This is a genomic window from Zhengella mangrovi (assembly GCF_002727065.1).
GTDB lineage: Bacteria > Pseudomonadota > Alphaproteobacteria > Rhizobiales > Rhizobiaceae > Zhengella > Zhengella mangrovi.
Window position 1 is genome coordinate 78,641 of record NZ_PDVP01000003.1, and the last position, 26,436, is coordinate 105,076.

The window sequence follows — 26,436 nt, forward strand, 5'->3', positions numbered from 1 at the left end:
GACCATGCTGAAGCAATGGATCGGGCGGATCGCGCTGGACGGCGCGATTCGCGGCAACCGGGCGGAGACGATCACCGTTTCCGCCCTTTTTGTCGTTCTCGCCGTCGCCATCACGGCGCTCGTCATCTACGGCGCCTACTTCGGCCTGATCACCGCGCTGATCCTGCGCTCGGCCTTCTTCTCGCTGGCGGCTTGCGCCGGCCTTCTCTGGTGCGGGCTCAAGACACGCCCGCTCCCCCTTGCCATCATGCTGTACGTGCTGGCGATCCTCGTGCTCCTGCCGGGCTACCATCTCCAGCAGTCCTACCTCGACATCATCATGCGCGGCGCCATGGCCACGCCGCCGGATCTCTGGCTGTTCGTCATCCTGATGGCTGCCATCCTGATCCTCACGCGCCTGACGCTCGGATGGGCGCTGGTATTCCTCGTGCTGGCCGCCCTCGCCTATGCCTGGTTCGGTGACCTCATCCCCGGCAAATACGGCCATGGCGGTTATGACTTGCGCCGTCTGACGTCCACCCTCATGCTCTCCACGGAAGGCATTTACGGCCTGCCCATGGGCGTGGCGGTGGAATACATCTTCCTGTTCGCCCTGTTCGGTGGCGTCCTCATGCGCATCGGCGCCGGCGAGGTCTTCGTCGATATCGCCCGCGGCCTGACCGGGCGCGTACAGGGTGGTCCTGGCCTCTCGGCGGCGCTGTCGAGTGCCCTGCTTGGCACGATCAACGGCTCGGCGGTCGCCAATGTCGTCACAACCGGCACCTTCACGATCCCGCTGATGAAACGGGCCGGTTACACGCCGCGCCTGGCAGGCGCTATCGAGGCCGCCGCCTCCTCGGCCGGCCAGATCCTGCCCCCTGTCATGGGCGCCGCGGCCTTCCTGATGGCCGAGATCCTCGGCGTTCCCTACGGCCAGATCGCGCTCGCAGCGCTCGTTCCAGGCCTCCTCTACGTGCTCGCCCTGATGATCGCCGTGCGCCTGGAAGCCGGCCGGCTCGATCTCCAGCGCGACCCCGGTGCCGGACTGGCGCTCCTCGTCGGGACATTGACCAAGCGTGGCTACCTGCTCGCGCCGCTGGTCGGCCTCATCGCCCTGCTCGTCATTGGCTTCACGCCGACGCGGGCCGCCGTCATCTGCATTGTCATCGCGCTGGCGCTGTCGCCGTGGCGAAAGGAGACCCGGATCGGGATCACCGACCTGCTCCTGATCTGCCGCGACACGCTGACGGCGACCCTCCCGATCATCGTCGCGGTCGCCGCCGCCGGCGTCATCATCGGTGTGCTCAACCTGACCGGGCTGGCCCTGATGATGTCCGGCATGATCCTGGAGGCTGGTGAAGGCAACATCTGGCTGATCCTCGTGCTGACAGCCGTGGCATCCTTCATTCTGGGCATGGGCCTGCCGACGTCCGCGGCCTACCTGCTCCTGGCTGTCCTCGTGGCACCGGCCCTGACCCGGCTCGGCGTCGAGCCGATCGTCGGCCACATGTTCATTTTCTACTACGGCCTCGTTTCGGCCATCACGCCGCCGGTGGCGCTGGCGGCCTACGCGGCAGCATCCATATCGGGCGCGGGTGCCAACGAGACCGCCGTGGAAGCGATCCGCCTGGGCTTCGTCAAGCTGCTGGCCCCCTTCCTGTTTGTCACCATGCCCGGTCTTCTGATGATCGGCGGGACGGTCGAGATCACCGCGTCCATCGTCCTGGCGGTTGCCGGCCTTTCAGCCCTGACGATCGCCTTCGCCGGCTGGATCAACCGGCCCATGGCCGGCTGGGAGCGACTGGCGCTGACAATGGGAGGTCTGGCCGCGCTGTGGCCCGTCCCCGTCGCCGACGTGAGTCCGGCCACGCTGCTGGTTCGCGCGGCCGGGCTGATCGTCGGCGGATACGTCGTCTGGCGCTGCGTCACTTCTCCCGGGCGTCCCGGCCGAACACCGGTACATCCGTGAATTCATGCAATAGCGTGTTTCCGCAAACGACGCGGACGGACTCGTAGGCTTCCTGCCCCGGCAGGATCACGCTGACGCCCCCCTGCACGACGACCTGGGAAACGATCCGGTTTTCCGGTTCGCGCGTTTCCAGCACCACGATCTGCGTCGGTGGCATGGACCTGGTCGTGGGGCCCGCACGCAGCGAGACCATGTAGCCAGGAGTTGGCAAGGACAGGGAACCACGGACGTACAGCATCAGGCGGCCGTTGGAGTATGGCGTCTCGGCAAGCCAGGCCTCCCAGCCCTGCGAGGAAACCACCGGGCAGATGTCATTGGCGGCCCGGGCTGGCAGGCTTCCCGCCGAACCTGAAAGAATGGCCAGCGCAGCAGCAGCGAGGACGATTTGTCTCTTGATCGGCATGGTCGTTATCTCTTTTCCGGTGTCGGCCGGAGACCTGTTTCATATTCGGCGCAACAGTCAGCAATGGAGAGGCGGCAACCGCATGTCGTGTCGCCGCCCCTCATCCCTGTCACTTCGCGCTGTCGAGCGTCTTGGCGATCTGGACCAGGCGCAGGAACTCCGACCGGTAGCCATAGGGATCGTCGCCGCGGGCACCGGCCGCCAGGGTGGCAATGGCGTCCCAGCCGGTATCCGCGACCTGGCTGGTCTTCCTCAGCTTCTGGCCGAAACCCGCCACGGCCACAGAGAACCGCAGGTCGTTCGACCCCTGGTCCAGCGAGGCGATCTCGTTGGCCGAGGTCACGGGCTGGGTGATCAGTTGCGACGTGTCGCTATCCGGCTTCTTGTAGCGGATCTTGACGAAGCCGTACTCGTCGCTGGAATTGCCTGCGCCTGCCTCCGCTGCATCGCTCTGGTAGCGAAGGTCGTCGATCTGTTGCGCCGGGCTGCCCTTGGGCGTGATCTCGTAGATCGCCGTCACCGAATGGCCGGACCCGATGTCGCCGGCATCCTTGCGGTCGTCATTGAAATCCTCGCGGTTCAGAGCCCGCGTTTCGTAACCGACGAGCCGGTATTCGGCGACGGTGGCCGGGTTGAACTCGACCTGGATCTTCACGTCCTTGGCGATCGGGAACAGCGTCGAGGTCGCCTCCTCGACCAGCGTTTTCTGCGCTTCGCCGAGCGTATCGATATAGGCCGCGGTGCCGTTTCCGTTCTGAGCCAGGACCTGCATAAGCTGGTCATTGTAGTTGCCGCGCCCGAAACCGAACACGGAAAGGAAGATGCCCTTCTCCCGCTCGGCCTCGATCATGGTCTTCAGATCCTTGTCGGACGAGGGACCGACGTTGAAATCGCCGTCGGTGGCGAGCATGACGCGGTTCACGCCGTCCTTGACGAAGTTCTCCTGCGCCAGCCGGTAGGCCGTCTCGATCCCGGCCGCGCCGGCCGTGGAGCCGCCTGCCCCGAGCGCGTCGATGGCAGCCAGGATCTTCGCCTTCTCGGAGACTGACGTCGGCTCCAGCGCGACGCCGGCCGATCCGGCATAGGTGACGATGGAGACCTTGTCCTTCGCATCAAGCTTGTCGAGCAGCAGCCGGAACGAGGTCTTGAGCAGCGGCAGCTTGTCCGGCGCGTTCATCGAGCCGGACGTATCGATGAGGAACACGAGATTGGCCTGCGGCCGCGTTGCCGGCTGCACGTCATACCCCTTGATGGCGATATGCATCAGCTTGCGATGCTCGTTCCAGGGCGACGGCGCCACCGTTACCGTCGGCTTGAACGGCTGCTCCGCGCTGTCGGCGGCAGGCCAGTCATAGGGGAAGTAGTTGACCAGTTCCTCGACCCGCACCGTGTCCGGCGCCGGCAGGCGCCCGGCATTCAGTTGCGAACGGACGAAGGCATAGGACGCCGTGTCCACGTCGATGGAGAAGGTGGAAACGGGGCTTTCAAGAACCGCGCGTACGGGATTGTTGTCAAAGGATTCCAGCCGGTCGCGATCTTCCATCGGCGTGGCCGTATCCGGACTGACCGGCAGGCCCTGAACCATTTGCTTCGCGGCTTCCCCGCCCTGGCGAGAACTCTTGGCAGCGCTATGCCCGACGCCCTGCTGCAGGAACGAATCGCGGGCAGCACCGGTTGCCCCGGGGGCCTGGCGCAGCATCACCCGCCCCGGGCCGAACGTGGAGACGCCTGGCGCCGGCGACGGCGCCGGTTCCGCCGCGATTTCGGGCGCTTGCGGCGTGGCGGCCGGCTGGCCGGAGTTGAGGTTCATCAGTCCGCCAATGCCGCCCGACTGCTGCTGCGTCTGGGTCAGCGGCGACGTGTCCATCATCTGCCAGGCGAAATAGCCGCCGAACGGCAGGACGAGGATGGCCGCGGCGATCGGGCCGGCGAGGGTCTTGGGGGTCATGACTTTTCTCCATGCTTGGGTTGCGATGGAGATGAGACGTCCCGGCTTTCCTGATCCTTGGGGCACGGCCTGATTTTTTTCGCCCGCCTCGTCGTCGGCCGCGGCATCGAACGCTTCCATGGCGGCCAGGACGGCGCGCTCGCGGGCTTCCGCGCGCGGCGCTTCGAGGCCGTGTCCGGCCAGTCGCTTGAGCTTGTCGTCGCCTGTCATGGCTGGGTCTCCCCGTCGGGCCGCAGCAGGGCGGCCAGACGCTTCTTGGCTTCGTGAATGTGCCAGGAGACCGTGGCCTCCTTGCATTCGAGCACGCGGGCGGCCTCCGCGTGGGTCATCTCCTCGGCATAGACGAGGAGGACGGCATCCCGCGTCTTGTCGGGCAAGTCATGAACGGCAGCCCAGAGCGCGCCCGTCTCGTCCTCCGGCGGCCAGTCGGGCTTGCCCGGCTGATGGTCGACGAGCGCCTGCACCGCCAGCGCATCAGCCCGCCGTGCCTCGCGGGCTACCATCCGGTGATGATCCCGCGCCGCGTTGATCGTCAGGCGGTAGAGCCAGGTCGAGAAACGCGATTCGCCGCGAAAGCCGCGGATCGCCTGGCCGAGCTTCATGCAGACGGACTGGGCGATATCCTCGGCGTCGTCGCGATTGCCCGTCCAGCGCAAGGCCACCCGGTGGATGATGTCGTAGTGATCGTTGACGAGGCGCGCAAAGGCGGCACGATCGCCCCTGGCAGCCGCCAGCGCCGTTCCCTGTGCATCCGGACCTTGCGCGGTTTCTTCCGTCATCACCTGCATCATCGAACATTGGACGCCACGGGCAAAGCGATCCTTGGGTTCAGGGTGAAAAATCTCCCTCAGCCGAGAAAGGCTGCCTGGTGGAACCGCTGCTGCACGCCGGAATAGCGATGGTCACGCCCCACAGGACAGGCGTTGCGCGCCAGGCAGCCGCTGTTCCGGCAGAGGCCGCCCGAAGCTCCGCGGACATGCGAGCGGCAGGTGTCCACCTCGAACCCCTGCGGCGAATAGGCGGCGACCGGGCATGTCGCGAGACAGGGCTTGGCGGCGCAGGAATCGCAGGCGTGGCTCACGGTCCCGGCGGGACTGATAGCAAGCGCCTGCGAAAACAGCAGTGCACCGCGATAGCCATGCCAGGGTCCGAATACCGGGTGCATGAGCACGCCGAGCGGTGACGGCCGCAAGCCCTCCGCCCGCATCGCCCATCGCTGGAACGGCAGGTAGGGCGGATCGGAGGGAAACACCGCGCGGGCATCGCAGTCGCGCGCCACGCTCTCGAGAACCTGTTTGGACCAGCCATCCAGCGGATGGGCCATCCCCTCCGGCTGCAGGTCCCGCCATCGCTCGAACGGCTCCCAGATCGTTCCGCCGCCATGTCCGACAAGCAGGACGCTTCCTGCCGGCCCGCCATCGGGACCGTCCGGCGGGATATCATGTGCGCCGAAATTGAACCCGCCGCGCAGGATCAGGCCGTGCGGCGACAGGGCAGCGCCAATTGTCTGCAGGAGGGACGCGGCCGCCGAAGATGCGGTAGGTATCCGGTTCACCCCTTCAGGGTTTCCTCGAAAAGGGTCAGCAGGCGTTTCCAGTGCCGCTCGGCACCCGGCTCGTCGTAGACGCCGTGGTCGGGAATGCACCAGCCGTGCCGGCACGTCGGGTAATTCTCCAGCAGGTAATCGACGCCGGCCTCACGGTAGACCTTCGCGAACAGGGCCGACTGGTCCGGCGGAAAACTGCCGTCATCGCCCGCGACGCCAACATGAATGCGCCCCTTGACCCGGTCTGCCGTAAGGTGCGGGCTGTCCGGAATGTCGCCGGCCAGGTTGCCGCCATGCCAGCTCGCAGCGGCCGCGATCCTGTCCGGGTAATGCGAGGCGGCATTGAGCGCCCGCGCCCCGCCCATGCAATACCCGGTCACACCGACGGGACCGGTCAGCCCTTCGGCGTCGAGCGCACGCAGGAAATAGGCCGTGTCCTCGATGGTCACCGCCTGCGGCGTCGCCGCCAGCATGGACTTCAGGAGCGGCCCGCGTTCCGGGTCCGAAAACGTGGTCTTGGCGTCGAACGGGGAGCGGTCCTCGCAGCGGTACAACAGGTCCGGCAGTAGAACCGCGTAGCCCTCTCCGACGAGCCGCCCGGCCATGGCATCGAGCGACGGCCGGGGTCCGAATGCATCCATGAAGAACAGCACACTCGCCGGCGAAGGGGTGTCCGGCAGGAACAGCTTGGCCTGGCAATGGCCGGCCGCGGTCTCGATGGAAAGTGTCTTCACATGCATCGGTCATCTCCGTTTCGCCCGGCCCGCGTTCATAGGGCGGGCCAGGGTGACGCGGAGACTAGAGCAATTCCAGCGAAAGTGGAAACCGGTTTCAGGCCCTAGTCCCGGACGGGCCGGCGCCAGACTTCATCGTGGATGATCGAAGCGATCCTGGCGCGGCCGTCGGCCTCACCCTTTCAGGTGAAGGCGTCGGGCATCGATTCCTTCTTCCTGGCAACGAAGTCGTTCAGCCCTTCCAAGAGGCCGGGATCGATGAACGGTGCCTCGTAGGAGTCCAGCCACTTCGCGGCCAGTTCGTTGGCGCGCTGATGCGCCGGCTTCTGCCCTTCGGCCTGCCATTGCTCGTAGGAATTGTTGTCGGCAATCGAGGAGCGGTAGAAGGCCTGCTGGAAATTGGCCTGGGTGTGGGCGCAACCGAGGTAATGCTGGCCCGGGCCGACCTCGCGGATGGCGTCCATGGCCTGGCCGTTCTCCGACAGGTCGACCCCCTCGGCCAGCCGCTGCATCATGCCGAGCTGGTCGATGTCCATCATGAATTTCTCGAAGGACGACACGAGACCGCCCTCCAGCCAGCCGGCCGAATGCAGCGCGAAGTTCGTTCCGGCGAGCACGGTGGAATTGAGGGTGTTGGCGCTTTCGTAGGCTGCCTGCGCATCGGCGACCTTCGAGGCGGTCAGCGATCCGCCGGTACGGAACGGCAGGCCCAGCCGGCGCGCAAGCTGCCCGGCGCCGAAGGAAACCAGCGACGGCTCCGGCGTGCCGAAGGTCGGTGCGCCCGACTGCATCGAGATCGAAGAGGCGAATGTGCCGAACAGGACCGGTGCGCCGGGACGGACAAGCTGCGTGAAAGCCGCGCCGGCCAGCACTTCGGCAAGCACCTGCGTCAGCGTTCCGGCGACTGTCACCGGGCTCATCGCACCGGCCAGGATGAAGGGCGTGACGATGCAGGCCTGGTTGTTGCGGGCATAGACCTTGGCCGCGCCGAGCATGGTCTCGTCGAAGACCATCGGCGAATTGGCGTTGATCAGGTTGATGACGACGGTGTTGTTGTCGACAAAGTCCTCGCCGAACAGGATCTTGCACATGTCGACGGTGTCCTGCGCCCGTTCGGGAGCCGTCACCGACCCCATGAATGGCTTGTCCGACAGCGTCATGTGCGCCAGCACCATGTCGAGATGGCGCTTGTTGACCGGCACGTCGACCGGCTCGCAGACCGTGCCGCCGGAATGGTGCATGGACGGTGCCATGTAAGCCAGCTTCACGAAATTGCGAAAGTCCTCGATGGTCGCATAACGGCGGTTGCCGTCCAGGTCGCGCACGAAGGGCGGACCGTAGACCGGCGCGAACACGGTCGCGTCACCGCCGATCTGCACCGACCTGGCGGGGTTGCGCGCGTGCTGAGTGAACTTGGATGGCGCCGTCTTCAGGAGCTCGCGGCACAACCCCTTGGGAAACCGCACCCGCTCGCCCTTCACGTCGGCGCCGGCATCGCGCCACATCTGCAGCGCCTCCGCATCGTCACGGAACTCGATGCCGATTTCCTCCAGGATCGTGTCGGCGTTGGCCTCGATCAACGAGAGGCCCTCCTCGCCGAGAACCTCGTAGACCGGGATCTTGCGGGTCACGTAGGTCAATGACAGGCCCGGCCCGCCGCCGGCACGCGCCGCGCGCCTTGCAGCCGCGCCGCCGCCACGCTCTGCGCGTCCGCCTCGTCCGCGCCGCTCGACGGCTGCTTCCGTCGTGATGTCGTCTGCCGAATTCTCTGTCATGGGGCGTCCGCTCCGTAAGATTCCGCGCCCGTTTGCACCGGGGCCTTCTGACCTGATTTTATGAAGGCGGGCGGGTCATTGCCTGCCCCAACCGCGTCAAGGACTGGCTGACAGGCGACACGGCCCGGATCACATGCTCTCTTGCAACATTCCACGCCGCGCGATATCCGAAAGAAGTGCATGGCGGTCGCAATTCGCATTCGCCTGCGTCGCATTTTGTGCATCGCGGACAGCCGCTTCGCCGGATAGTTGCGAAAATGCGCGGGCGCTGGGTCTGCGCAGGAATTTTTTGAGGGAATGTGACAATGGCCGGTGACGACGACATCATCCTGTCGGAACTCGATGACGAGGAACTCGTCCAGCAGATGATGGACGACCTCTACGATGGCCTGAAGGAGGAAATCGAGGAAGCCACGCAGATCCTGCTGGATCGCGGCTGGGTGCCTTACGATGTCCTGACCAAGGCGCTGGTCGAAGGCATGCGCATCGTCGGCGAGGACTTCCGCGACGGCATCCTGTTCGTGCCCGAGGTGCTTCTGTCGGCCAATGCCATGAAGGCCGGAATGACGATCCTGCGCCCGCTGCTCGCAGAGACCGGCGCGCCCAAGCTCGGCACCATGGTGATCGGAACCGTGAAGGGCGACATCCACGACATCGGCAAGAACCTCGTCGGCATGATGATGGAAGGCGCAGGCTTCGACGTCATCGACATTGGCATCAACAATCCCGTCGAGAACTATCTGGACGCCATCGAGAAGCACAACCCGGACATTCTCGGCATGTCGGCCCTCCTGACGACCACCATGCCCTACATGAAGGTCGTCATCGACACGCTGAAGGAAAAGGGCATCCGCGACGACTACGTGGTCCTGGTGGGCGGTGCGCCGCTCAACGAGGAGTTCGGCAAGGCCGTTGGCGCCGATGCCTATTGCCGCGACGCTGCCGTTGCCGTGGAAACGGCCAAGGACTTCATGAAGCGCAAGCACAACCAGGCCGCGGCCGGCTGAAAGGCGGACTGTCTCATCGCCTTGAGCCGTGCCGGTGCGCCGCTTGCGCCAACCGACGGGAGAATGATGCGATGACCAGAATGCCCCGAGTGCTTGTCACATTCGCCGTGGCGCTCGCCGCCACGGCTGCCATGGCGACCGGCGAAATCATGTCGCTGATGACGAAGTCGGACAGCCAGAGGCTGGAAAACTTCGATACCACGCGCGCCCGGGCCATCGCCGTGGCCAGATCCGAGGGTGCGCCGCAGGACATCAAGACCCTCAACCAGATCCTGGAAGGCAAGCCGCAACCCTTTTCCACGGCGGATCTGACGGGCAACTGGCAATGCCGGGTCACCAAGCTCGATGGCCCGGTCTCCCTCGTCGTCTATTCTTGGTTTCGCTGCCGCATCACCGATGACGGTTCAGGCTGGCGGCTGGAGAAGCTGACCGGGTCGCAGAGAACGACAGGCCGTTTCTTCACCGAGAGCGATACGCGCCTGGTTTACCTGGGTTCCGGCCATTATTCCTACGAGCAGCCGCTTGCCTACCCCCAGAACAACGAGCGCGACGAGGTCGCCTATGCCTATCTCCTGGATGACGGCCGGCTCCGCATGGAGTTTCCCGCCCCGCACCTGGAATCCAAGTTCGACATCCTGGAACTGAAACGGTGACGGACCAGCCGACCGGCCCCGGCCGTGACGGCATTCGCGTGATCGCCTGCGGCGCCATCGCACGGGAAATCGTGGCGATCTGCGAAGCCAACGGCCTCGACCACATCGACCTGACCTGTCTGCCCGCCATCTGGCACAACACCCCGCGCAAAATCGGCCCCGCCATGCGCCAGAAGATCGCCGAGGCGCGAGCCGAGGGCTTCGAGCGGATCTACATCGGCTATGCAGAATGCGGGACACAGGGCGAACTGGACCGAATTTGCGAGGAGGAAGGGCTGGAAAGGATTGCCGGCCCCCATTGCTATGCCTTCTATAGCGGCACCGAGAAATTCCTGCGCGACAGCGAACAGGATGTCACGGTCTTCTACCTGACCGACCTGATAGCCCGCCAGTTCGAGGCCTTCATCGTTGAACCTCTCAAGCTGGACCGCCATCCCGAACTGATCGCCATGATGTTTGGCAATTACACGAAGCTGGTCTATCTCGCCCAGACCGACGATCCCGCGCTGGATGCCAAGGCCCGGTGGGCTGCTGATTTCCTGGGACTGGATTACGAGCGCCGCCTCACCGGCTTCGGCGACCTCACCGGGGCGCTCCTCAACGCGGCATCAACCTGACTTGTGGTTTTCACAAACCGGGCCTATGTGACAATTCTCGTCGCCCTGCAGCAATTCCGGCGCAAGCGGGAACCGGTTTCGCAACCGGGATTGCGGAAAATGCGAGGCGATAGAGCATTGGGGCGATTCAACGGGGAGCGGAAACGCTCTTGAGCGTCCGGATTGGGAAGAGCCGGGAAGAGATGGACCACCACTTGCCAGCCGAGCAGCCGCGCCAGGATGCGCCACGCCGCCTCTCCACGGTTCTGCGCGACCTGGCGGCATCGACCGAGGGCCCAGTTTCGGTCGCGGCCATCCGCGATGCCCTGGGCGACCGGTCCTTTGCCGCCATGCTCATCGTCTGCGGCGCGGTCAATCTCCTGCCCCTCCCGCCGGGAACGTCGGTCGTGCTGGGAATCCCCCTCGCCATCGTGTCCGCCCAGATGATCTTCGCCCGCCAGACCGTCTGGCTACCAACTTTTGTCCTCTCCAAGAGCCTGACCCGCGACAAGGTTGACTACGCAGTGGCAAAGCTCATCCCGGGACTGGAGCGCCTCGAGCGGATCATCCGTCCTCGTTACTGGCCGATGTCGCGGGGCCAGGCAGACCGGATGCTGGGCCTCGCCATCTTCGTTCTCGCGGTCGCGGTCATCCTCCCGGTTCCCCTGGGCAACTGGCTCCCCGCCTTTGCCGCCACCCTTCTGTCGCTGGCGCTCTCCGAGAGAGACGGGATCCTGCTCGGCATAGGCGCCGCCATCGGCGTGGCTTCCATTGCCATCATCGTCGCGGTCATCGGGGCGGCTGGTGCAGCGGCCGGCTTCATTGCCGGCATGGTCGGCTGACGGCGCTTTCTTCATCCTGTCGCTTTTGAAATTTCACGCGTCGCGCCGCAACCAGCGACGGCGCTCTGCCTCCGCAATTGTCAACCTCGAAAGAAATGGATCCGGACCATGGCCGACCTCGTTATCGTATATTGGCGCGACATTCCCGCCCAGGTGATCGTGAAGCAGGGTCGCAAGACCGCGCGGCGGGAGCTGTCGCCGCGCTTTGCGGAGGCCATCGACATGGCCGCCATGCGCGCCGGCGCATCCGATACGGATGCCTACCTCGAAGAGTGGCGGCGGGCAGACCCCGTCGCCGTTGGAGACGACCTCGAAGCCGAGGCAGAAAAGGCCGCAGCCGACCTGGAAGCCGCATGGCCGAAGGACCGTCTCGTTTCACTGGTTCAATCGGGAGGCCGAAATGGCAGCTGAACCGGCGGCAGGGGCCGCAACCGCCAAGCCGAAAGCGGGCAAGAAGCCCGCGACCGCCTACGTTCCGGCCGGCGTTTCACCGGTTTCACGGGCGCGCAAGGCCTATACCATCCGCCTGTGGTCCGTGCGCCATGCCCGTTTCCTCGAATGGGTATATGCCAGGTTCTCGGGCATGTTTCTCACCCTCCACCCGCTCTGGAATGCCGTCGGCTACCAGCGCGCCGAAGCGCCGGTGAAGTTCGTCGAGAAACGGGTAAAGGGTCTTCTCTTCGACTGCCGCATGTGCGGCCAGTGCATCCTGTCCTCCACCGGCATGTCCTGCCCGATGAACTGCCCCAAGCAGTTGCGTAATGGGCCGTGCGGCGGTGTTCGCGCCAACGGCCACTGCGAGGTCGAGCCCGACATGCCCTGCGTCTGGGTACAGGCCTGGAAGGGCACGGAGCCGATGCGCGAGGGCCGGACCAACATCATGAACGTGCAGAAGCCGGTGGACCAGAGCCTGCGCGAAACCTCCGCCTGGCTGCGCGTGACCGCCAACGCCGCTGCCGGCAAGGAAGCCGCAAGGAATCCCGCGCAATGATCGACTCGCCCGACACCAACCCGCTGGACCCCTCCGCCCCGCTCGATCCCCTGCCCGGCCACGTCTCCCGCGGCCGACTGGAGCGCGTGCTGCGCCGTGGCGAATTCGCCGTGACGGCCGAACTCAACCCGCCCGACAGCGCAGACCCGCAGGAGGTCTATGACCGCGCCGCCATTTTCGACGGCTGGGTCGACGGCATCAACGCGGTCGATGCATCCGGCGCCAACTGCCACATGTCGTCGGTCGGCATTTGCGCCCTGCTGACACGGATGGGCTACGCGCCGATCATGCAGATCGCCTGCCGCGACAAGAACCGCATCGCCATCCAGGGCGATGTGCTGGGCGCGGCCGCCATGGGCGTGGCCAACATGCTCTGCCTGACAGGCGACGGCGTGCAGGCGGGCGACCAGCCCGGCGCCAAACCCGTGTTCGATCTCGACTGCATGTCCCTGCTCGAAACCGTTCGCACCATGCGGGATGAACAGCGGTTCCTGTCGGGCCGCCCCATCACTTCGCCGCCGCATGTCTTCCTCGGCGCCGCGATCAATCCCTTCGCGCCGCCCTACGACTTCCGCCCGCATCGCCTGGCCAAGAAGATCGCCGCCGGCGCCCAGTTCGTGCAAAGCCAGTACTGCTATGACGTGCCCATGCTGCGCGAATACATGAAGCGCGTCGTCGACATGGGCCTGCACGAGAAGTGCTTCATCCTGGTCGGTGTCGGTCCGCTCGCGTCGGCAAAGACGGCCAAGTGGATGCGGTCGAACGTTCCCGGCGTGCACATTCCGGACGCCGTCATCAAGCGCCTTGAGGGCGCGGAGAAGCAGAAACGCGAAGGCAAGCGCCTCTGCATCGACATCATGAACGAGGTCAAGGAAATCGAAGGCGTCTCCGGCGTTCACGTCATGGCCTACCGGCAGGAGGAATTCGTTGCCGAGATCGTGCATGAATCCGGCGTCCTGAAAGGCCGCAAGCCCTGGCACCGCGAAAGCCGGCCGGACGACGCGGTCATTGCCGAGCGCCTTGAGGAAATTATGGCGGAGGAAACCGAACGGCCCGCTGCCATCGTCGCCGACGTGGTCGACAGCAATTGACAACCCGTCCCGCAAGGGGCTTGAAGCTCAAGAGATAACGATATAAAGAAGTCTTTATATCAAAGGAGACACGCATGACCCGCACGATCGTTGCATCCGCGACCCGCGAAGTCGTCATCGGATTCGACCAGCCCTTCTGCGTCATCGGGGAACGGATCAATCCGACCGGACGAAAGAAACTGGCCGCCGAGATGGTGGAGGGAAACTTCGAGACGGTGAAGAAGGATGCGCTCGAACAGGTCGCCAACGGCGCGACGATGCTGGACGTCAACGCCGGCGTCACGGCGGTGGATCCGAACGCCACCGAGCCTGCGCTGCTCGTCCAGACGCTCGAGATCGTGCAGAGCCTCGTCGACGTGCCGCTGTCGATCGATTCGTCGGTATCGGCCGCCATCGAGGCAGCGCTGAAGGTCGCGAAAGGCCGCCCGCTGGTCAATTCCGTGACCGGCGAGGAGGAGAAACTCGAAGCAATCCTGCCGCTTTGCAAGAAGTACGACGTGCCCGTCGTCGCCATCTCGAATGACGAAACGGGCATTTCGCAGGACCCGGATGTCCGCTTTGCCGTCGCGAAGAAGATCGTCGAGCGTGCCGCCGACTATGGAATCCCGGCCCACGACATCGTCGTCGATCCGCTCGTCATGCCCATTGGCGCCATGGGCACCGCAGGCAAGCAGGTTTTCGCCCTGCTCCGCCGCCTGCGCGAGGAACTCAAGGTCAACACCACCTGCGGCCTGTCGAACATTTCCTTCGGCCTGCCCCACCGGCACGGCATCAATGCCGGCTTCATTCCGATGGTGATCGGCGCCGGCATGACGTCGGCCATCATGAACCCCTGCCGCCCGCAGGAGATGGAAATGGTGCGCGCGGCAAACGTGCTCAACGGCACGGACCCGGATTGCATGCACTGGATCCGCACCTACAAGGACTACAAGCCCCATGCCGGCGGCGCGCCGGCGCCCGCCCCTGCCGCGCCCGCGGCATCGGCCGGCGGTAGCGGACGCCGCGGTGGTCGTGCAGCGCGCCGCGCGGTTCAGGGCTGAGGCCGGACGGGTGGCAGCCCCTGCGTTTGATCCCGGTGATGGCCTGGACGGCGGAACCCTCCGCCCGTCAGGCCCCCATGACGAGATCGAACAGCGTGATGGTTGCCGCGCCGCCCACGAAGGTCGCCAGATTTCCGACGATCATGTCGTCTTCCATGCCCGGCGCGAACCGGGCCAGGGCGACGGTCGCCACCAGCGATCCGATCATCGCCAGCCCCAGGTAGTGGGGATGGCGGGCCCAGTGGCCCTTGATGACCCGCACGAGAAAGAACGCCGAGAAAATGGCGGACAGCATGGTGAATGGCATGGCGGTGCCTCCTCCGGAAAGGACGGCAGAATGCCGGAAAAACGCTGCGGATCGCTTAACCGGACCGTCGGGATTGTCTCGATGACCTGTTCGCACGCAGTGACGGCATGACCGGACAGGCCCCATTCGTTCTCTTCATGCCGTCGGGCAATCGCGGCCGCCTTGCCAAGGGCGCGTTCCTGCCCCGCACCGCGCACGGGGGACAGATATGACGAACCAGAAGAACAGCGCTTTCGAATACGCCAAGAAGATTTCCGACTATTTCGCGATGGCGTTGCGGGTCGGCATAGGCGCGGGCGCGGCGTTCGGCCTGTGGGAACTGGCCGGCCATGGAGGAGATACGCGGCTGCAAAACGAAGTGGCAGCGGTGGTCATCGGCGTTTGCACGGCCTACCTTGCCCTCGTCTTCATTGTCTCGGTATTCTATGATTTGCGCGGCATCGATTTCCACGCCGCCCGCCGCCGCGACATCTGGGTAGACGTCGTCGCGCCACTGGTGGCTCTTTGTCTGCTTGTTTCCCTCGTCTATTTCGCACGCACCTCCACCCAGATGATGATGTGAGCACCATGTCCGACCCTCTCGTTCTCTTCATGCCGTCGGGCAAGCGCGGCCGTTTCCCGAAGGGAACCCCGGTTCTTGATGCCGCCCGCGAACTCGGCGTCTACGTCGAAAGCGTCTGTGGCGGACGCGGCATCTGCGGGCGCTGCCAGGTGGAAGTGCAGACCGGCCAGTTTGCCAAGCACGGCATCACGTCGGAGGCCGGCAACATCTCCGCCTGGTCGGCCAAGGAAGCGCGCTACACGGAAAAGCGCGGTGCCCTCAAGGAAGGCCGCCGCCTCTCGTGCTCGGCGACGATCGAGGGCGATCTCGTCATCGACGTGCCGCAGGATGCCGTCGTCAACGCGCAGGTCGTTCGCAAGAAGGCGACCGACCGGATCATCGAGCGCAATCCCGCCATCAGCCTCTGCTACGTCGAGGTCGATGAACCCGACATGCACAAGCCGCTCGGCGACCTCGACCGTCTCAAGGCGGCCCTCGGCCGCGATTGGGGCTATGACGACCTCGTCGTCGACTTCCGTCTCGTTCCCCAGGTGCAGGCAATCCTGCGACAGGGCAAATGGGCGGTCACCGCGGCCATTCATCACGATGCCGACACCGACCGTCCGGTGCTGATCGCGCTCTGGCCAGGCCTCAAGAACGAGGCCTGGGGCATTGCCTGCGATATCGGATCAACCACCATCGCCATGCACCTGGTTTCGCTGCTGTCTGGCCGGATCGCGGCGTCCTCGGGCGCTTCGAATCCGCAGATCCGCTTCGGCGAGGATCTGATGAGCCGCGTCTCCTACGTCATGATGAATCCGGAAGGCCGGGAAGCGATGACCGTCGCCGTCCGCGACGCGATCAACGACCTGATCTCCAAGGTCTGCGAGGAGGCCGGAGCGGACCGCGCCGACATTCTTGACACCGTCTTCGTCGGCAACCCGGTCATGCACCACCTTTTCCTCGGCATCGACCCGACGGAGCTTGGCGGCGCGCCGTTCGCGCTTGCCGCGTCCGGCGCCCTTGCCCTGAAGGCGGCCGAGATCGGGATCGGCGTCAATGCAGGTGCCCGCACCTACATCCTGCCCTGTATCGCCGGCCATGTCGGCGCCGATGCCGCCGCGGCCACCCTTTCCGAGGGCCCCTACCGGCAGGATCGGGAAATGCTTCTGGTCGATGTCGGCACCAATGCCGAGATCGTGCTTGGAAATGATCGCCATACTGTCGCCTGCTCATCGCCCACCGGCCCCGCCTTCGAAGGCGCTGAGATTTCCGGCGGGCAGCGCGCGGCGCCCGGCGCCATCGAGCGCGTGCGTATCGACCCCGAAACGCTGGAGCCACGGTACCGCGTGATCGGCTCGGACCTCTGGTCCGACGAAGACGGCTTTGCCGCGTCGCTGAACGGCACCGGCGTCACGGGCATCTGCGGCTCGGGCATCATCGAGGTCATTGCCGAGATGTTCCTCGCCGGCGTCATCTCGGAAGACGGCGTGGTCGACGGATCGCTGGCCTCCCGGTCGCCGCGCATCGTCGAGCAGGGACGCACCTTCGGCTACGTGTTGCAGGAGGCCAATCCGCGCATCGTTGTCACGCAGAACGATGTCCGCGCCATCCAGCTCGCCAAGGCGGCGCTCTATGCCGGTATTCGCCTGCTGATGCAGAAGAAGGGCATCGACAGCGTCGACATGATCCGCTTCGCCGGCGCGTTCGGATCCTACATCGATCCGAAATACGCCATGGTGCTGGGCCTGATCCCTGATTGCGACCTCGACCAGGTCAAGGCCGTCGGCAACGCTGCTGGGGATGGTGCCCTGATGGCGCTGCTCAATCGCGGGCACCGCCGCGAAATCGAGACGGCCGTCTCGCGCATCGAGAAGATCGAAACCGCGCTGGAGCCCGATTTCCAGCAGCTCTTCGTCAACGCCATGGCGCTGCCCAACAAGGTCGATGCGTTCCCCCGCCTCGCCGCGGCGGTCAAGCTGCCCGAACGCAAGGTCCTTTCGGAGGTCTCCGACGGCGGCAGCCGCCGCCGTGGCGGAAGGCGCGCCCGCTGACGGTCAGGCGGGCGCCGTCATGCCGCCGCCTTCATCGCGAAACAGGCGCGCAGGTGATCCGCGGCAGCCGCGACGGCGGAATTGGCATCGTCGCGCACCATGAGGCCAAGCTGGTAGGTTCCCAGCGGCGGCAGGTTGTCGCCCGGGCGCGCTGCCACGATCGGGTCGGAGATCGATGACGCCGGCATCGGCGCCACCGCCAGATCGGCCAGGATGGCCGCACGCTGGCCCGAAATATAGGCCGTCTGGAAGGCAATCCGGTAGTCGCGGCCCATCTTCTCCAGCCCGCTCAGCGCTGCACCGCGCCAGGAACAGCCGTCTTCCCACACCGAAACCGGGACAGGTTCCCTCGATGCCGCGCAGCCGCCCTTGAGGCAGGCCCAGACCAGCGGTTCCTCCATCAGGAGTTCAACACGCTTGTCCGCGGTGTAGACCCCGCAGGTGACCATGGCGAGATCCAGTTCCCCCTTGCCCATCCGCTCGATCAGGTGGTTCGTGTTTTCCACCATCACGTTGACCGTCACGCCGGGATGGCTTTGCGCGAACCGGCGCAGCATGTCGGGCAGATAGCGTTCCGACACATCGTCCGGTGCGCCCAGGCGCACCTCGCCTGCCACTTCCGGCGCGACGAACTTGGCCACCGCTTCGGAATTGAGCGCAAGGATCCGCCGCGCATAGGCGAGCAGCATCTCGCCGTCGGCGGTCAGGTAGACCGAACGGCTGTCGCGCACGAACAGCGGCTTGCCAAGCAGATCCTCCAGCTTCCGGATCTGCATGGAAACGGCCGAGGGCGTACGAAGGACCTGGTCCGCGGCCTGCGAGAAGCTCCCCGTCTCGGAGATGGCAACGAAGGTCCGCAGGATATCCGTGTCGAGAAGAAGGGCATGCGGTCTCATGGGTCTATCTTTCAATTTTTCTGAATGAAGTGACGATATCTTTTCGTTTGATTGAATCGAAGTCAAGCACCATTCTTGGATCATCGAAAACGAACCGATGGAGAATTCGGATGCCCCGCACCAGCACCCTGTCGCAGCTTGTCCGGCGTTATCGCCAGTACCGCGAAAGCCGCCTTCTCGAAGGCCTGCCTGCCGAGATCAGGAAGGATTTCGGCTATCTGCCGGAAAGAAGCCGTCACGCCACGGGCCTGTGACGCCCTGCCGCAGGCACCACCAGCGCGACGTCGCAACGGGACGCTCCGGCGTCGCGGCAAATGCTCCCCGGGCCGCGAAATCGGCCTACTGGCAACGCCAATAATCCGGACCTGCGGCAAAACGAGCGCCAGGTAATGGTCCGGCACAAGATGACGGAGATGAACGATGTTTGACTTTCGCACGGCGCTGAAGCGCTACGAATCCTACCGCGCCCACAAGCGGACCCGCGAAATCCTGGAAAGGCTGCCCGCCCACCTGCAGAACGATGTCGGCTACCCGCATCGCCTGCGGAACATCCGTTGATGTTGAAAGGCACGCCGGGATATTGAAACGCCGCCCTTTCCGGGCGGCGTTTTCGGATCCGGCAGTCATTGGGAAGGACCCTCAGAGCCCCTGCCCGAACTCGTCGGCGAGAGATGCCACGACCTGGCACAATGCCTCCTGCCGGTCAGCCCCGGCGTCGATGGCCTGCGCGAAAACGGCACGCTGGCGATCGGACGAGGAACCGGAATCGAGCATCGTCCTCAAGTGGGCGACTTCCGCCTCGCAGCCGAAATGCGCCGCGTCCTCGGCCGTCAGTTCGATCATCTCCTCCAGCAGGTCCGCGAACGGCACGATCTCGCGCCGGCCGAAGTCGATCAGCCCTTCGGATGTGCCGTAGCGCTGGGCCCGCCACCGGTTTTCGCCGACAAGGAACCGGTCGTAGATCCGCCAGCGCTGGTTGCGGCGCCGAAGCCGGGTGAGTTTGCGGATCAGGCAACGCGCCATGGCCGCGATGGCAATGGCATCGTCCAGGCGCGGGCTGACATCGCAGATGCGCGACTCCAGCGTCGGAAACCGCGACGACGGGCGGACATCCCACCAGATCTTCGTCGCGTCCTCGATGATGCCGCACCCGGTGAGGATGCCGACCGACCGCTGGAATTCCGAGTACGAGGCGAAATCGGGCGGCATGCCCGTTCTTGGCAGGTTGTCGAAGACCGACAGCCTGTAGGACGACAGCCCCGTATCGTCTCCCTTCCAGAACGGCGAGGAACAGGACAGCGCCAGCAGGTGCGGCAGGAAATAGCTGAACTGTCCCATCAGGTCGATGCGCGCCTCGTCGTCGTCGATGCCGACATGGACATGCATGCCGCAGATGAGCATGCGCCGCACTACGCCCGCCAGGTCCCGCTCCAGCCCGCGGTAGCGCTCCTTGTCCGTGAAGTGCTGCTTGTGCCAGTCGGCAAAGGGATGGCAGGAGACGGCCAGCGGCCTGAGACCGTAGCGGGCGGCCACATCGGCAATGGTGCGTCGCAGGTGGGCCAGGTCGGCCCGTGCCTCCGCGACGGTCCCGCAGACGCGCGTCCCCACCTCGATCTGGCATTGCAGGAATTCCGGCGAGACCTGCGTATCCAGTTCTCTCGCACAGTCCAGCATCAGGGCATCGGGCGCCGCTGCCAGGTCCAGCGTCTCGCCGTCGACGAGGAGGTATTCCTCCTCGATTCCTATGGTGAAATCCCCGCCTGCATCCGCCATCGCAACCCCCTCCGGCTAATGAACAATATCGAGTTCCGCAGTTTTGCAGATTGTTCCGGATCGCCGCTTGACTCAGGACAATCGCACCGCCAAACCAGCCTTGACCATGCCCGAAAGATCAGGTGGACTCCAACTTTCGCCTGCTTCGCCAGGTTGCGGCAGCAGGAACGTCGACTCACGGGGGAGCAGGCCGAGTGGGCAAAACGACCAAACGGACAATCGTCTTTTTTCTCGTTCCGGAATTCTCCATGATCGCCTTCACGACAGCGATCGAACCGCTGCGGCTGGCAAACCGGATCCTCGGCGAGGAAGCCTACACCTGGCGCCTGTCATCGATCGACGGACATCCCGTTGCCGCCTCCAACCGCGTCGAATGTGCCGTGCAGACCAGCCTCGAGCAGGAACGCCGCCTGATGACCGGCGAAGGACGGCCGTCGATGATCTTCGTCTGCTCCGGCCTGAACGTGGAAACCCATGTCACGAAACCGGTCAACGCCTGGCTTCGCGAGGAATTCAACCGAAACGTGACCATCGGCGGCATGTGCACCGGCGCTCATATCCTCGCCTCCGCCGGCCTTCTGTCCGGCCGTCGCGCCGCCATCCACTGGGAGAACCTGCCCGGCTTTTCCGAAGCCTTCCCGAAGGTGGACGTGCACGCCGATCTCTTCGAGGTCGACGGCAACATCTGCACCTGCGCGGGCGGAACCGCATCCCTCGACATGATGCTCGATCTCATCCGGCAGGATTTCTCCGAGGGTCTCGTCAATTCGGTCTGCGAACAGCTGCTCACCGACCGTGTCCGCGCATCGACGGATCGCCAGCGCCTGCCGCTGCGGGCGCGCCTTGGCGTCCAGAATGCGAAGGTCCTGTCGATCATCGAACTGATGGAAGCGCATCTTTCCGAGCCGCTGTCCCTCGTCGAGATCGCGGACCACGCAGGGCTTTCGCGCCGCCAGATCGAGCGCCTTTTCCGGCTTGAGATGGGCCGCTCACCGGCCCGCTACTATCTGGAAATCCGCCTCGACAGGGCGCGCCATCTCCTCCTGCAATCCAACATGCCGGTCGTCGAGGTGGCGGTCGCCTGCGGCTTCGTATCGGCATCCCACTTCTCCAAGTGCTACCGCGAGGTCCACGGCCGGTCGCCCCAGCAGGAACGTGCCGAACGCAAGAGCCGCCAGACGACCAAGTCCGCCTCCTGACCGGTCCTGCATGCAAACCGCCGTAACGGCCCCGGAGGCATCACCGGCCTGTGCCGCTCATGCCGCTCTTGGCATGAACCTCAATTTTCCTGGTAGAGCTGGAACCGCCTCTGCCAGATCCTCTCGCCGATCAGGCAATCATAGGGTTCTGTATCCTCCAGCGCAGGGCCGGCAACCCGGATCACCGGGCTGCGCTGCACGCCGGCCAGTTCGAGCACCAGCTTGCGTCGGATCGCCTCGGGAAACTGCTCCCAGCCATCGACGGGCACCATGAAAGCCCCCGGTCCGCCGATGACGCACCGCGTGTAGTAACGGTCCAGGTCGGGAATATCGAACGAACCGTAGGGAGAGGAATCGAGTGTCATCAGCGGAAGGCCGTTGATGATGATACCGCGGTCGACCGCGTCGTCACGTGCTTCGGTCACCGGCCGGCCCTGGTTGTTGGGCCCGTCGCCGGAAATGTCGATGACACGTTTGAGGCCGCGAAATCCGTTGTCGTCGAAAAGCCCGGCGGAATAGGCGATGGCGCCGGAAATCGAGGTTCTCCGCATTCCACCGCCGGCATTGGCAGTCAGGGTCGAAGCGAACGCGCGCGCATCCTCTGCCGTCTCGATCATGGTCCACGGCACGACCTGGCGCTGGGTGTAATCCCCGGCCCACTCGATGTAAGTGACGGCGATGCGCCCATGCAGCCCCTGGCGAATGGCACCGACGACGGACGGGTCCGTAATGGCCGCTGCATAACCCTTGCGCTGGATCTCAAGTTCGAACGGCATCATCGAAAGAGACACATCGACGGCCAGGACGAGTTCCACGTCGACCACCTGCTCGCTGGCAGCCGCCGGACTGCTGCCCTGAGTGGCAGCAGCACCGAAGAGAAGGAAGGCGAACCGCAACAGCGTCTTCATTCAGGAATGATGCGCCGGATTCGCGATATTGACCATGGGAAATTGCATTGACAGCGGCGCCGCGCCTTTTCCCGTGATCACCGGTCAGCGGTCACGATGCCCTTCTGCCGTGAGAGCCGTCTGCGGCTCTGGCTGTCGCGGGCGCGCAAGGCGTCCTCGGCGCCGGGAATGTAATCGCGGGTCAGGGGAACAGCTGTCTTGTCGAGCGCCAGCTGGAATTGGAAGACACACAGGTCGCCCCAGCGGAAGGCAGCCTCCGACGCAGCCAGGTAAAAATCCCACATCCGGCAGAACCGCTCGTCGTACATGTCCTTGATCCTGTCCCGTGACGCCAGGAAATTGGCGCGCCAGGCCTTCAGCGTTTCCGCATAGTGCAGGCGCAGCACCTCCAGGTCAGTCAGCACGAGACCGGTTTTTTCGAGGATCGGCGCGACTTCCGACAAGGCCGGGATGTACCCCCCGGGGAAGATGTACTTGCGGATGAAACTGTCGGTGACGGTCGGCGGCCCGGAGCGCCCGATCGTGTGAACGAGCGCAACGCCGTCATTCTTCAGCAACTGGGCAATCTTTTCGAAATAGGTCCGGTAGTGGTTCACCCCGACATGCTCGAACATGCCGACCGAGACGATCCGGTCGAACTGGCGTGCCACGTCGCGGTAGTCCTGCATCTCGAAGCGGACATGGTCGTCCATGCCCTCGTCCTCCGCCCGCTGACGTGAAACGCTCAATTGCTCGGTCGAAAGCGTGACACCGAGGACGTCGCAGTTGAGGTGCTTCGCCAGGTAGAGGGCCAGGCCGCCCCAGCCGCTGCCGACTTCCAGCACGGATTGTCCCGGTTCAATGCAGAGCTTGGCGGCGATGTGACGCTTCTTGGCAAGCTGGGCATCCGCAAGCCCCTGCCCCGGATGCTCGAAATAGGCGCAGGAATACTGCAGGTCCGGATCGAGGAACAGGCGGTACAGTTCACCCGACAGGTCGTAGTGATGATGAACGTTCTTGACCGACTGCTTGGCGGTGTTGATCTGGAAAAGGCGCCGCATGACGTAATCGAGACCGGCCCGCAGGCGCGATGTCGATCCTGACATGTGGACATAGTCGCCGTTCGAGAAGGCCATCTGGAGCAGGTCGAGCAGGTCGCCCTCCAGCATGTCCGCATCGCCGTCCATGAAACCCTCGGCAAAGCCGAGCGAGGGCTCCGACATCATCCGGCGCAGGACCGAGCGCTTGCGAACGATCACCGCGACCGGAAGTCCGGAGCCGTCTCCGAACACACGTGTCTTGCCGGATGGGAAAGTGACCCGGAGATTGCCTTTACGGATGTAGCGCGACAGCGCGCCTGTGATCAGATGTTCCATGCCCACCTCCGAAACAGGGTCGGACGTTGAGGCCCCCTCTTCACAATAACGCTGGCAAGCAGAAATGTTCCGGTGCCGCACCATGCTTCCTGCTCACCGTATCGAAAAAGTTAACGCATCGGTTTCGGGCGTCAAGTCTGCGGCGAAGGCAAGCCGGCCGGCGGCCGGCCTGCGCATGGTGCGGATACGTCAGGTCTTGGGCTTGGCATTCTCCGGATCGTAGAGCGGCTCGTAGCCAACGCCCTGCACGGTCACGGGGTAGGTCTCGCCGAAATACTCGATCAGCAGTTGCCGCCCCTTCTCTGCATAGGCATGCGGAAGATAACCGAGGGCGATATTCTTGCCGATCGAGGGTCCGAACGCGATCGAGGTCGTGTAGGAGCGCCGGCCGGCACTGTCGACCAGCACGTCTTTCGTATCGGGGTCCATGATCGGGCAGGTCCCGACCGGGTAGCGGGCGACACCGTGGGAATCCACATTCTCGTCCATGACAAGCGTGCACAGGGTCGCCGGCTGATGCTCCCGCTCCCGGATCTTCAGGTAAGCCTCCTTGCCAACGAAGTCGGCCGGTTTCACCTTCGGTCGGGCCAGTCCACCCTCGATCAGGTTGTAGTCGGTCAAAAGGTCCGCGTTCTGCAGACGGAGGCTCTTCTCCATGCGCCGCGAGTTGGCATAGGTCTCCACGCCGAAGGGCATGATATCGATGGACCGGAGCGCATCCCAGACAGCCAGCCCGTCCTCGAACCGGAAGTGCAGTTCCCATCCCTGCTCACCGACATAGGAAATCCGGAAGGCCGTCACGGGCACACCGCCGATCCTGATCTGCTTGATCGTCGCAAAGGGAAAGTTGGCAACCTCCAGCGCGTCGGGGTCATCGACGACTTTCTGCAGGTTGACGCGCGCGTTCGGCCCCCAGACGCCGATGCACCCGTAATCCGTGGTCCGATCCTCGACGGTCACGTCGAAGCCCTTGTCCTGCGCCAGGCGTTTCAGATAGGCAAAGTCGCGCGGACCGGCGTCCGCGCCGTCGATGACGCGATAGCGGTCTTCCATGCGGATGACGGTCAGGTCTGCCCGCACGCCGCCGCGCTCGTCGAGGAAGTGCGTGTAGATGCCGCGCCCGACCGGCGTATTGCCGCCGACCTTGGCCACGCAGACATATTCCATGAAGGCTTCGTGATCGGGCCCGGACACGTCGTAGACTGCGAAATGCGACAGGTTGACCATGCCGCAATCGTCGCTCATCGCCAGGTGCTCGGCATTGGAGACGCGCCAGAAATGGCGGTTGTCCCACTCGTTTTCGCGCACGGGAACCCGGTCCGCGTACTTTTCAAGCAGATGGTTGTTGGCCGCGTAACCGTGCGCACGCTCCCAGCCGCCCAGTTCCATGAAATGCGCGCCAAGCTCCTTTTCCCGTTCCCAGAACGGCGACCGGCGGATGTTGCGGCCTTTGCTGAACGGCTCCCGCGGGTGAACCGCCGGATTGTAGACCTTCATCGCCGTTTCGGAGCAGCGGTCATGGATGAACTGCTCCTCCATCTGGTGCGGATAGAAGCGGGCGAAGTCCGCACCGTGGATGTCGATGTCGGTGTGGCCATCCGTCATCATGTCGGCGATCAGCTTGCCGTAGGCCGGTCCGTCCTTCACCCACACCGCCACGGCGTACCACAGGCCGCGCACCGTCTGGCTTTCGCCGAACGAGGCGCCGCCATCCGTGGTGACCTGCAGCAGGCCGTTGAACGAATGGCCTTCGTTGTAGCCCAGCTCGCCGAGGATCGGGGTCAGCTCGATCGCTCGCTCCAGCGGCTCGAGGATCTGTTCCATGTCGAGGTCGCGCTGCGACGGCGAAAGCCGCGCCTCGTGTTTCTGAAGGATGTCGCGCGGATGAACGAGACGCGGCTCCTTCTCTTCATAGTAGCCCCATTCGATCTGGCCGCCCTCCGGCGTCTTCGGATCGCCGGTATCGCGCATGTAGGCCGAGTTGCCCTGGTCGCGAAGAAGCGGCCAGCCAATGTCCTTGCCGGTCCCGGCAAACTCGTTGTACGGGCCGAAGAAGGTCAGCGGGTGGTCGATCGGCATCACCGGCAGGTCTTCACCGGCCATGGCGGCAATCAGGCGGCCCCAGAGGCCGGCGCAGACGACAACGTGATCGGCCATGATCGTGCCGCGTGCCGTCTGCACGCCCTTGATCCGCCCGTCCTCGATAACGAGCCCGGTGCAGGGCGTGTTGGCAAGAACATTGAGCTTGCCGCTCGCTTCGGCCGCATCGACGAGCTTGCCGACCACGGTCTGCGAACGCGGAATGACAAGCCCGGCATCGGGATCCCACATCGACCCCTGGACCATGCTTTCCTCGATCAGGGGAAACTTTTCCTTGGTCTCGGCGGCGCTGATCATCGACACCCGTGTGCCGAAGGCCTTGCCCGACGCAACCTTGCGCTTGAGTTCGGCCATGCGCTCGTCATCGCCGACCCGCGCCACCTCGAGCCCGCCGACGCGGGCGTAGTGCCCCATCTTCTCGTAGAAATCGATGGAGTAGAGCGTCGTCCAGGTGGAGAACAGGTCGTGCGAGGTCGTGTAGCAGAAATCCGACGCATGGCTCGTCGAGCCGACATCGGTGGGCACGGAAGACATGTCGATGCCGACGATGTCCGTCCAGCCCCGCTCGATCAGGTGGTGAGCGACGGATGCCCCCACGATCCCGCCCAGGCCGATGATGACGACTTGCGCTTTTTCTGGAAACTTGGCCATGCCCGCTGCTCCGCATTCGCAATGATGGTTTCGGCAGAGCATAGAGATCGACCGGCCCGTCCCAAATCCTGTTTGCGA

26 protein-coding genes are annotated in these 26,436 nt (G+C 64.6%); 14 read left to right on the forward strand and 12 right to left on the reverse strand.

The window, feature by feature from the left end; translation table 11 throughout:
• Positions 1–4 precede the first annotated feature (4 nt).
• Positions 5–1,948 (forward strand): TRAP transporter permease, encoded by a 1,944-nt coding sequence (locus CSC94_RS07255; protein ID WP_099305428.1) that lies wholly within the window; start codon positions 5–7, stop codon positions 1,946–1,948.
• Here CSC94_RS07255 and CSC94_RS07260 read toward each other — a convergent pair.
• From CSC94_RS07260 to CSC94_RS07285, 6 genes are all read right to left on the reverse strand, one after another.
• Complete coding sequence (locus CSC94_RS07260; protein WP_099305430.1) at positions 1,905–2,351, reverse strand: hypothetical protein; 447 nt, start codon at positions 2,349–2,351, stop codon at positions 1,905–1,907. The two genes, CSC94_RS07255 and CSC94_RS07260, sit on opposite strands and share 44 nt — an antisense overlap.
• Positions 2,352–2,460: 109 nt before the next feature.
• Positions 2,461–4,509 carry a vWA domain-containing protein gene (locus tag CSC94_RS07265; protein WP_099305432.1) on the reverse strand — a complete coding sequence of 683 codons (2,049 nt, stop codon included), beginning with the start codon at positions 4,507–4,509 and terminating at the stop codon, positions 2,461–2,463.
• A complete protein-coding gene (locus CSC94_RS07270) occupies positions 4,506–5,078 on the reverse strand; it encodes an RNA polymerase sigma factor (protein WP_425356507.1) in 573 nt (190 codons plus the stop codon). The genes CSC94_RS07265 and CSC94_RS07270 overlap by 4 nt, the downstream gene beginning before the upstream one ends.
• Positions 5,079–5,146: 68 nt before the next feature.
• On the reverse strand, positions 5,147–5,854 hold the full coding sequence (locus tag CSC94_RS07275; protein WP_245408293.1) for a hypothetical protein: 708 nt from the start codon (positions 5,852–5,854) through the stop codon (positions 5,147–5,149).
• On the reverse strand, positions 5,851–6,585 hold the full coding sequence (locus CSC94_RS07280; protein ID WP_099305436.1) for a dienelactone hydrolase family protein: 735 nt from the start codon (positions 6,583–6,585) through the stop codon (positions 5,851–5,853). Before CSC94_RS07280 ends, CSC94_RS07275 begins: the two co-directional genes overlap by 4 nt.
• A 176-nt stretch (positions 6,586–6,761) precedes the next feature.
• Positions 6,762–8,354: a trimethylamine methyltransferase family protein gene (locus tag CSC94_RS07285; protein ID WP_099305438.1), complete on the reverse strand. Its 1,593-nt coding sequence runs from the start codon at positions 8,352–8,354 to the stop codon at positions 6,762–6,764.
• 305 nt (positions 8,355–8,659) lie between these two features.
• On the opposite strand from CSC94_RS07285, the gene CSC94_RS07290 reads away from it, so the two are divergent.
• The 8 genes from CSC94_RS07290 (at position 8,660) to CSC94_RS07325 (ending at position 14,574) form a co-directional block, all read left to right on the forward strand.
• A complete protein-coding gene (locus tag CSC94_RS07290) occupies positions 8,660–9,361 on the forward strand; it encodes a corrinoid protein (protein WP_099305440.1) in 702 nt (233 codons plus the stop codon).
• A gap of 71 nt (positions 9,362–9,432) precedes the next feature.
• Entirely contained in the window at positions 9,433–10,014 is a 582-nt protein-coding gene (locus CSC94_RS07295) for a DUF4893 domain-containing protein (protein WP_099305442.1), read from the forward strand.
• On the forward strand, positions 10,011–10,631 hold the full coding sequence (locus CSC94_RS07300) for a DUF1638 domain-containing protein (protein WP_099305444.1): 621 nt from the start codon (positions 10,011–10,013) through the stop codon (positions 10,629–10,631). The genes CSC94_RS07295 and CSC94_RS07300 overlap by 4 nt, the downstream gene beginning before the upstream one ends.
• Positions 10,632–10,780: 149 nt before the next feature.
• Positions 10,781–11,452 (forward strand): exopolysaccharide biosynthesis protein, encoded by a 672-nt coding sequence (locus CSC94_RS07305; RefSeq protein ID WP_245408294.1) that lies wholly within the window; start codon positions 10,781–10,783, stop codon positions 11,450–11,452.
• A 108-nt stretch (positions 11,453–11,560) separates the two neighbouring features.
• On the forward strand, positions 11,561–11,863 hold the full coding sequence (locus tag CSC94_RS07310) for a virulence factor (protein ID WP_099305448.1): 303 nt from the start codon (positions 11,561–11,563) through the stop codon (positions 11,861–11,863).
• Positions 11,853–12,443: a methylenetetrahydrofolate reductase C-terminal domain-containing protein gene (locus CSC94_RS07315; protein ID WP_099305450.1), complete on the forward strand. Its 591-nt coding sequence runs from the start codon at positions 11,853–11,855 to the stop codon at positions 12,441–12,443. Before CSC94_RS07310 ends, CSC94_RS07315 begins: the two co-directional genes overlap by 11 nt.
• Entirely contained in the window at positions 12,440–13,534 is a 1,095-nt protein-coding gene (locus CSC94_RS07320; protein ID WP_099305452.1) for a methylenetetrahydrofolate reductase, read from the forward strand. The genes CSC94_RS07315 and CSC94_RS07320 overlap by 4 nt, the downstream gene beginning before the upstream one ends.
• 74 nt (positions 13,535–13,608) lie before the next feature.
• Positions 13,609–14,574, forward strand: coding sequence for a methyltetrahydrofolate cobalamin methyltransferase (locus tag CSC94_RS07325; protein ID WP_099305454.1), 966 nt, complete (start codon positions 13,609–13,611; stop codon positions 14,572–14,574).
• A 67-nt stretch (positions 14,575–14,641) separates the two neighbouring features.
• On the opposite strand, the gene CSC94_RS07330 is transcribed toward CSC94_RS07325, so the two are convergent.
• Positions 14,642–14,881, reverse strand: a complete 240-nt coding sequence (locus tag CSC94_RS07330) for a hypothetical protein (RefSeq protein ID WP_099305456.1) — start codon at positions 14,879–14,881, stop codon at positions 14,642–14,644.
• Positions 14,882–15,089: 208 nt separating this feature from the next.
• Here CSC94_RS07330 and CSC94_RS07335 point away from each other — a divergent pair, with 208 nt between their 5' ends.
• Positions 15,090–15,443 (forward strand): hypothetical protein, encoded by a 354-nt coding sequence (locus tag CSC94_RS07335; protein ID WP_099305458.1) that lies wholly within the window; start codon positions 15,090–15,092, stop codon positions 15,441–15,443.
• Positions 15,444–15,448: 5 nt separating this feature from the next.
• A complete protein-coding gene (locus CSC94_RS07340) occupies positions 15,449–17,476 on the forward strand; it encodes an ASKHA domain-containing protein (RefSeq protein ID WP_099305460.1) in 2,028 nt (675 codons plus the stop codon).
• 17 nt (positions 17,477–17,493) lie between these two features.
• Here the strand turns inward: CSC94_RS07340 and CSC94_RS07345 are convergent, their stop codons facing one another.
• Complete coding sequence (locus CSC94_RS07345) at positions 17,494–18,372, reverse strand: LysR substrate-binding domain-containing protein (RefSeq protein ID WP_099305462.1); 879 nt, start codon at positions 18,370–18,372, stop codon at positions 17,494–17,496.
• A 110-nt stretch (positions 18,373–18,482) separates the two neighbouring features.
• Between CSC94_RS07345 and CSC94_RS24585 the strand changes: the two genes are divergently transcribed.
• Together CSC94_RS24585 and CSC94_RS24590 are read left to right on the forward strand one after the other, a co-directional pair.
• Positions 18,483–18,626, forward strand: coding sequence for a hypothetical protein (locus CSC94_RS24585; RefSeq protein WP_165784359.1), 144 nt, complete (start codon positions 18,483–18,485; stop codon positions 18,624–18,626).
• A 166-nt stretch (positions 18,627–18,792) separates the two neighbouring features.
• Complete coding sequence (locus tag CSC94_RS24590) at positions 18,793–18,930, forward strand: hypothetical protein (RefSeq protein ID WP_165784360.1); 138 nt, start codon at positions 18,793–18,795, stop codon at positions 18,928–18,930.
• A gap of 81 nt (positions 18,931–19,011) precedes the next feature.
• Here the strand turns inward: CSC94_RS24590 and CSC94_RS07350 are convergent, their stop codons facing one another.
• Positions 19,012–20,145: a carboxylate-amine ligase gene (locus tag CSC94_RS07350; RefSeq protein ID WP_099305464.1), complete on the reverse strand. Its 1,134-nt coding sequence runs from the start codon at positions 20,143–20,145 to the stop codon at positions 19,012–19,014.
• 248 nt (positions 20,146–20,393) lie between these two features.
• Here CSC94_RS07350 and CSC94_RS07355 point away from each other — a divergent pair, with 248 nt between their 5' ends.
• A complete protein-coding gene (locus CSC94_RS07355) occupies positions 20,394–21,344 on the forward strand; it encodes a GlxA family transcriptional regulator (protein ID WP_099305971.1) in 951 nt (316 codons plus the stop codon).
• Positions 21,345–21,424: 80 nt separating this feature from the next.
• On the opposite strand, the gene CSC94_RS07360 is transcribed toward CSC94_RS07355, so the two are convergent.
• From CSC94_RS07360 to CSC94_RS07370, 3 genes are all read right to left on the reverse strand, one after another.
• Positions 21,425–22,252 carry a DUF1194 domain-containing protein gene (locus CSC94_RS07360; protein WP_099305466.1) on the reverse strand — a complete coding sequence of 276 codons (828 nt, stop codon included), beginning with the start codon at positions 22,250–22,252 and terminating at the stop codon, positions 21,425–21,427.
• 77 nt (positions 22,253–22,329) lie between these two features.
• Complete coding sequence (locus CSC94_RS07365) at positions 22,330–23,607, reverse strand: cyclopropane fatty acid synthase (protein ID WP_099305468.1); 1,278 nt, start codon at positions 23,605–23,607, stop codon at positions 22,330–22,332.
• 189 nt (positions 23,608–23,796) lie between these two features.
• Positions 23,797–26,358 carry a GcvT family protein gene (locus CSC94_RS07370; RefSeq protein ID WP_099305470.1) on the reverse strand — a complete coding sequence of 854 codons (2,562 nt, stop codon included), beginning with the start codon at positions 26,356–26,358 and terminating at the stop codon, positions 23,797–23,799.
• Positions 26,359–26,436: the final 78 nt, after the last annotated feature.